Below are 7,037 nucleotides of genomic sequence, written 5' to 3'. Positions count from 1 at the left end.
AGCTTCCTTCAGATTTCACCTCACGATAAACACCCTTGCTGTTTAGCTATGCACTTCCTCGTTACCTAGGTGTGCTCGGGACTTGCACCCGTTAGAGCGCGCCCATGGCGCGCAAACATAAAAAAAGACCGCAAATATGCGATCTTCGGATTTATTTAAAACTTTTATATTACCTTGATATCAAACTCCACCAGCATCTCTCCAAGCAAGCTTACGGGCAAACCCATTGCATTTGTGTAGCAACCTTCGATGTCTTCGACCAGCAAAGCTCCTTTTCCTTGAATTGAATATGCTCCTGCTTTTCTCCAAGTATCACCGTAATTGATGTATTTTCTAATGAAGTCATCCTTAAGTTTTACAAATCTGATTTTGGTCTTTTTGTGGGTAAACATTCCTCTGTTTTCATTTGTATCGAAAACACACACTCCTGTGATTATTTCGTGGACTTTTCCTGACAACCTTTTCAATATGTCGAAAGCTTCCTGTTCAGTGGAAGGCATACCGATTAGAGTCTCGTGAATCAACATGGTATGAGCAGCAATTATCAGGGCATCGTCATCTTTCAATTGCTCGGATACATCCAATGCTTTTTCCAGGGCTATTCTCTCCACGTTTTCCTCAAAGGAAAGGTATTTGTCGACTTTCTCTTCGACATTACTGTGTACAATATCAAAATCCAAGCCTAAGTTCTCTAATATTTCTTTTCTTCTGGAGGAAGTTGACGCCAGTACGATCCTTTTCTTTTTTCTCATATTCATAACCCCTTTACTTTTTATAGAATAAGATAAAACTCAAGATGATAAAAACAAAGCTACCCAGGTTCAATTTAACGATCATGCCTAAATCAATCTTAATGAAATTAAAATTTATCAACCAGGATCCTGTTCCCCTGTCAAATAATGAAATTTCAAATCCTCTGGCCAACACTGGAATAAATTCTCCCAATAGTTCTCCGAAGAATGTTCCGGCCACCAGAGAAAAAACCATTATTAAAAAAAAAGTCCCCTTGCTACTGCTAACTTTCATAAAATCCCCCTTATCGGAATTTATATATATTATAAGGTAAATGTCACTTTAAGTAAACAGTGTACCGGAAATTATACATTGTACATGACTAGTTTTTTATTGGCAATAAAAAATCTTCGGATAAAGATCCGAAGATTTTGAATTTTATCTAATTTTCAGATGATGCTTCTCTAAGTTTTTCCAGTTGTCCGCTGATTGCCTTTGTTGGACACTTTTGGACGCATATCTGACATTCGGTACAGCCTTCATAATTAATAAATGCTAGATTATTTTCGAAACCAATCGTTTTTTCAGGGCAAGCCTTAACGCAGATCTGGCAGCCGATACAGCCAACTTTGCAATTGGCCTTTACGTCTTTTCCCTTATCAACGGAATTGCAATCTACATGGACACCCTTTGAAGCTGGTACCAGTTTAATTACATTTTTAGGACACGCCACTATGCATTTGTTGCAGGCAGTACATTTTTCGGAATCAACTACTGCAACTCCACTTTCATTTACATGTATGGCATCAAAGGGGCATACCATTTCACAAGTACCCAGACCCATACATCCATACTGGCAGCCTTTGCTTCCGCCCGAAGCGATGTTGGCTTCTCTACAATCCATAACGCCGTAGTACTTAGCTCTCTCAACGGCATTTTCAAAAGTTCCGTTGCAGATTACCCTGGCCACCATTCTCTCGCCCGTTTCAGCTTTTGCTCCCAAAATTTCTGCAACTTTCTCAGCGACAGCTGCACCACCGACTGGACAACCATTGGCAGGGGCTTCACCTGCAGCCAATGCCACTGCAAAGGCATCGCAACCGGGATAACCGCAACCACCACAATTCGCACCCGGTAGTGCATCTTTCAACAATGGTACTTTTGGATCCACTTCAACTGCAAACACTTTGGAAGCAAACGCCAGTCCGCCTCCAAAAAGAAGTCCGAAAGCACCCAACCATAAAACAGGAGTCAATAATTCGCCTATCAATTCATGCACCTCCTACAGTAATCCTTGAAATCCGAGAAACGCCATGGACATAAGGCTTGCAGTAATTAGGGCTATTGGGAAACCTTCAAGAGGTTTTGGCACATCAGACATGACCAATCTTTCTCTTATTCCCGCAAATAAAACTATGGCAAGCGTAAATCCAACAGCGGCTCCGACACCATGGAACAAAGTCTCTATAAAGTTATATTTTTCTTGAATATTCAGCAATGCAACACCCAAAACCGCACAGTTTGTAGTTATCAATGGAAGGTATACTCCCAATGCCTGGTAAAGAGTCGGGCTGGATTTTTGTATGATCATCTCTACTAATTGAACCAGCGCAGCAATAACAAGTATGAATGCTATTGTCTGAAGATATTCCAATCCGAATCGTTCCAATACAGCGTACTGAATAACATAGGTTATTGCTGATGCCAGGGTCATTACAAAAGTAACGGCAGCACCCATTCCGACAGCTGTTTCAACTTGCTTTGAAACTCCCAGAAAAGGACATATTCCCAAAAACCTGGATAACACAAAGTTGTTTACAAGTATGGCACTCAATAAAATTACAAATAATTTAACCATTTTTTATCCTCCTTTACTTGGTTGCGGTCACTTTATTCAAAAGTGCCAGCAACAATCCCAGGGTAAGAAAAGCACCCGGAGGAAGAATCATCATTATTGCAGGTTCAAATCCTGCGCCAAACAGGGAAATCCCGAATATGCTCCCTGCACCGAACAATTCCCTGATCGAAGCGATGATGGTCAAGGCCAGTGTAAAGCCCAGTCCCATTCCCAGACCGTCGGCCAGTGAATTCATAACATTGTTCTTTGATGCAAAGGACTCAGCCCTTGCCAATATAATGCAGTTTACAACTATCAATGGTATAAACAAACCTAAAGACTTATCCAAACTAGGTATGTAAGCTTTAAGCAGCATGCCTACGATAGTAACGAAAGAAGCGATGATTACAACGAAAGCCGGTATCCTGATTTTTTCAGGTATGACATTTTTCAGCAACGCAATAACCACATTCGATCCTACCAAAACCACAGTTGTGGCCAATCCCATGCCCAATCCGTTAACGGCGGCTGTGGTTACAGCCAATGTAGGGCACATTCCCAACATTAATCTGAAAATTGGGTTTTCGGGAATAATTCCATTAAATAAATTCTTTCCAAATTCCATGATTATTACACCTCCACCCTACTTATTCAATTCATTGAACATTTTTATAGAATAATTAACACCGTCAGCAATAGCCTGCGAAGTTATTGTAGCACCGGTTATTGCATTGATTTGATTGTTTTGTGCCGTACCGCTTTTGATTACTTCCACATCAGACTGGGCATTCAATCCGCTGAATTGGTCCATAAAATCCTTTTCTGTGGATTTTGCGCCAAGTCCGGGAGTTTCATTGTGACTTACAACCCTCATTCCTGTGACTGTTCCGTCCATTGATATGCCTGTCAGCACTGTGATGCTGCCACCATATCCCTTTGGAAGAGATTTGAAAGTGTATCCGACTGTATCGGAACCGGCTTTGCCCTCATAAACTTCTTCAATTACAGTGTTGTCAATTCCCAAGGAATCAGCCAGTCCGGTGATCGTTGCCTGATCCATTTGCTCAAACGAGTCTGCGTCACTTAACACTTCCATTCTGGCATTTTCGTTTTCGATCCTTATTTGCTCTGCAATTACATCTTTTGTAACATAATTTGTAGCACCCAGCAAAAGGGCGGCTACTGCAGTTATTACAAACAAAACTAATGAAAGTCTAGCTATCTCACGCATCGCCCTTCACCTCCCCGTATATTCTCGGCATAGAAAATCTTTCTATCAATGGAGTGGCAACGTTCATCAACAAGATGGAGTAAGAAACACCTTCAGGATAACCACCCCAAAGTCTGATAACACTCGTAATGATCCCACATCCCAAAGCATATATGATCTGCCCTTTCACTGTAACAGGTGAAGAAGAGTAGTCGGTCGCCATGAAAAAAGCTCCCAACATAAGTCCGCCCGCCATGAGATGATAAAGGGGATCTTGACCGGCGATAAAAGTTATCACCATCACTGTTCCGATAAATACGACCGGTATCCTCCAACTTATAACCTGTCTGACTATCAGGTAAACACCACCTATAAGAAGTGCAAAAGCTGAAATCTCACCAATTGAGCCTGCGATGTTTCCCATGAACAGATCCATGTAGCTGGGAAGTGCAGTTGCAGCTTCCCCGCCTTCTTTGAGCAGTGCCAAAGGAGTAGCGGCTGTATATGAATCAGTCAGAAAAGCACTTGATGTCATTCTTGTAGGCCACGATGCCAACAAGAATGCTCTTGCAGCCAATGCGGGATTGATGAAGTTTTGACCAATACCGCCGAAGCATTGTTTCACTATTGCAATTGCAAAAACCGATCCTATCACCGCCATCCACCAAGGGGCAGAAATCGGAAGGTTGAACGCCAAAAGTATTCCTGTCACCACTGCGCTCCAATCGTTGATGGTGACGGTTCTTTTCATAACATATTTTTGCATCAGTGCTTCAGTAACCACACTGGTGACTACGCACAACAAAGTTATAAGTGCTGAATTGATTCCTAAAAATATAATTCCCGCAACAAAAGCCGGCATCAAAGCAATGACCACGTCTCTCATTACCGTGGCAGTACTGTGCGAGGCTCTGATGTGAGGTGATGATGATACTGTTAAAAATTCATTGTTCATAATCAGTGATCCCCCCTAGTTTCCTTTTCTGCTGCTAGCTATTATTTCTCTTTTGGCAACTCTGATCGAAGATACCAATGTGCGTTTCGCAGGACAGATGAAAGAACAGCTGCCACATTCTACGCAATCAAGAGCATTATAGCTTTTACATTTGTCAAAATCTCTTCTAAGAGAATATTCTGAGATGTATAAAGGCAACAATTTTACCGGACAGACACTGACACATTTCCCGCATCTGATACACTGGGAAGGTTCAGGAACATATGCATCTTTTTCATTCAAGCAAAGAATGCCTGAAGTAGCCTTTATAACCGGTATATCAGTTGAAAACTGTGCTATACCCATCATCGGACCACCATTGATCACCTTGGCCGGCGGCTCTGAAAACCCTCCGCACGCTTCTATAAGATGATTTACAGAAGTACCTATTTTTACGATCATTGTCTGTGGATCTGTTATTGCGCTTCCAGTGACCGTTACGACCCTTTCGATCAAAGGCATACCCAATCGAATTGCATCGCTGACTGCCAAAGCCGTACCTACATTCGATACGACCACACCCGCATCCATAGGCAAAGCGCCCGACGGCACTTCTCTTCCGGTAACAGCTGCTATAAGCTGTTTTTCAGAACCTTGCGGATACTTGGTATGCAAAGAATAAATCTCGATATTGTCTTTCTCGTCGACAGCTTTGAACATGGCTTCGATGGCTTCGGGTTTATTGTCTTCGATCCCTATGAATCCCTTGTCCACACCAAGAACTTTCATCATGGCTTTCAATCCGTAAACTATTTTTTCTGGAAAGTCTCTCATCAGATGATCATCTGTGGTCAGGTAAGGCTCGCACTCTGCCGCATTGATAATAACGCAGTCGATATTTTTGTCCGGAGGTGGGGAGAGTTTGACGTGGGTAGGAAATGTTGCTCCACCCAATCCAACGATTCCCGCATTAAGGATAATATCCTTGATTTCCTGCGGTGACAAGTTTTCCAGCTCTCCACGAGAGATGATGTCTTCGTGCAGGGATTCTTCCATGTCGTTTTCGATAACGACCGACATGACCTTCTGGCCGTTTGGATGCAGCCTTGGTTCAACTGCCTTCACTTCTCCGGATACGCTGGCATGAATCGGAACTGATACGAAACCGTTGGCTTCACCAATCAACTGTCCTTTTTTCACCTTGTCGCCCTTTTTAACAACTGGTTTACATGGGGCTCCGATATGTAAAGACATTGGTATTACAACAACTTCCGGCGCAGCAACCGTTATCAGCGGTTTGTCTTTTGTCAACTCTTTTCGGTATGGAGGATGAATTCCACCCTTGAAAGTCGAATGTTTAATGTCCATGATTTAACACCTCGCATTGTTTGAATATTGTATACACAATTTAACCTCACTCATTATATCATATAAGCCACCGGTTTTGCTTGTTAATAATAAGACAGATACAATAAGTCGATTGTTTTAATTTTAATACAATTATCTGTATAAATAAAGCTTTATTTACCTTTTTTTATGTATTTTTAAATATTTATGCTGATTTTTATATTATTCTTTAATTTGGATTTGATAAATACTGTTAAATTTAAAATATTATTGACATTTTTTAAACAATTATCTATGTTCTTCGTACAATTCATTTAAATTTTCTTTAACATACTCTTTTAGCCAGCTTACCACCTTTATACTGTTTAAAGGTACTTTTTCCCCCAACATCTCTCGCAGTTCTCTTGTGTCCAAATTAAAAACTTTTCCATTGTATATGTGCCGGTATAAGAAATTCCCATCTCCCAGTCCCATTACTACAGATGATATGGTATTGGCCATATTGCCCAAAGGCGCCCTGTCTATGTCACTGATTTTAAGAGTCACTTTGACGACAGTTCCCAGGTTTTCCTTCGAAAGTATTTTCATTTCACCCCCACTTCTGTTTGCAGCAGCTTCAAATAAAGACAGACCCAATCCTACGGGTCTGGTTTTCCTGCTCGTAGTAAAAGGATCTCTAACACTCTTTAAAGTTTCTTTGGGAATGCCTTTTCCATTGTCAGATATTTTTATTGTCATGAGATCTTTTTTTAAATCTTCAATGATCATGAGTTTTATAAGCGTTGCTTCTGCCTTTTGAGAATTTTCAATTATGTCGAGTATGTGCATTGACAATTCTTTCATTGACCACGCTCCTCGTATTATAAGAGTATAGCTAATAATCACAGCTATATTCTTATTTATTTTTGTTAAAGAATATCCTAATGCTACAATAACCATATAGGTTGTTAGCGAAGGTTTGAGCTTACGCTCCTTGC

General features: G+C 41.1%; 9 protein-coding genes. All 9 read right to left on the bottom strand.

The window, feature by feature from the left end; translation table 11 throughout:
- Nucleotides 1-164 precede the first annotated feature (164 nt).
- On the bottom strand, nt 165-752 hold the full coding sequence (locus IWB18_RS12090) for a Maf family protein (RefSeq protein WP_195683877.1): 588 nt from the start codon (nt 750-752) through the stop codon (nt 165-167).
- A 13-nt stretch (nt 753-765) separates the two neighbouring features.
- Nucleotides 766-1,026, bottom strand: coding sequence for a hypothetical protein (locus IWB18_RS12085; protein ID WP_195683876.1), 261 nt, complete (start codon nt 1,024-1,026; stop codon nt 766-768).
- Nucleotides 1,027-1,174: 148 nt separating this feature from the next.
- Nucleotides 1,175-2,002, bottom strand: a complete 828-nt coding sequence (locus tag IWB18_RS12080; RefSeq protein WP_207740836.1) for an RnfABCDGE type electron transport complex subunit B — start codon at nt 2,000-2,002, stop codon at nt 1,175-1,177.
- Nucleotides 2,003-2,014: 12 nt separating this feature from the next.
- Entirely contained in the window at nt 2,015-2,590 is a 576-nt protein-coding gene (rsxA, locus tag IWB18_RS12075; protein ID WP_195683875.1) for an electron transport complex subunit RsxA, read from the bottom strand.
- A gap of 13 nt (nt 2,591-2,603) precedes the next feature.
- Nucleotides 2,604-3,194 (bottom strand): electron transport complex subunit RsxE, encoded by a 591-nt coding sequence (gene rsxE / locus IWB18_RS12070; protein WP_195683874.1) that lies wholly within the window; start codon nt 3,192-3,194, stop codon nt 2,604-2,606.
- Nucleotides 3,195-3,212: 18 nt separating this feature from the next.
- A complete protein-coding gene (locus tag IWB18_RS12065) occupies nt 3,213-3,800 on the bottom strand; it encodes an RnfABCDGE type electron transport complex subunit G (RefSeq protein WP_195683873.1) in 588 nt (195 codons plus the stop codon).
- The gene (locus IWB18_RS12060; protein ID WP_195683872.1) at nt 3,793-4,734 is read right to left on the bottom strand and encodes an RnfABCDGE type electron transport complex subunit D; all 942 of its coding nucleotides are present in this window, start codon (nt 4,732-4,734) and stop codon (nt 3,793-3,795) included. Before IWB18_RS12060 ends, IWB18_RS12065 begins: the two co-directional genes overlap by 8 nt.
- Nucleotides 4,735-4,749: 15 nt before the next feature.
- Entirely contained in the window at nt 4,750-6,081 is a 1,332-nt protein-coding gene (gene rsxC / locus IWB18_RS12055; protein ID WP_195683871.1) for an electron transport complex subunit RsxC, read from the bottom strand.
- A gap of 267 nt (nt 6,082-6,348) precedes the next feature.
- Nucleotides 6,349-6,903 carry an ATP-binding protein gene (locus IWB18_RS12050; RefSeq protein ID WP_195683870.1) on the bottom strand — a complete coding sequence of 185 codons (555 nt, stop codon included), beginning with the start codon at nt 6,901-6,903 and terminating at the stop codon, nt 6,349-6,351.
- Nucleotides 6,904-7,037: the final 134 nt, after the last annotated feature.

The organism is Alkalibacter mobilis (assembly GCF_015594845.1).
Lineage (GTDB): Bacteria > Bacillota > Clostridia > Eubacteriales > Alkalibacteraceae > Alkalibacter > Alkalibacter mobilis.
Note: the sequence above shows the minus strand (reverse complement) of the source record. Positions and strands in the feature narration are given on the sequence as shown.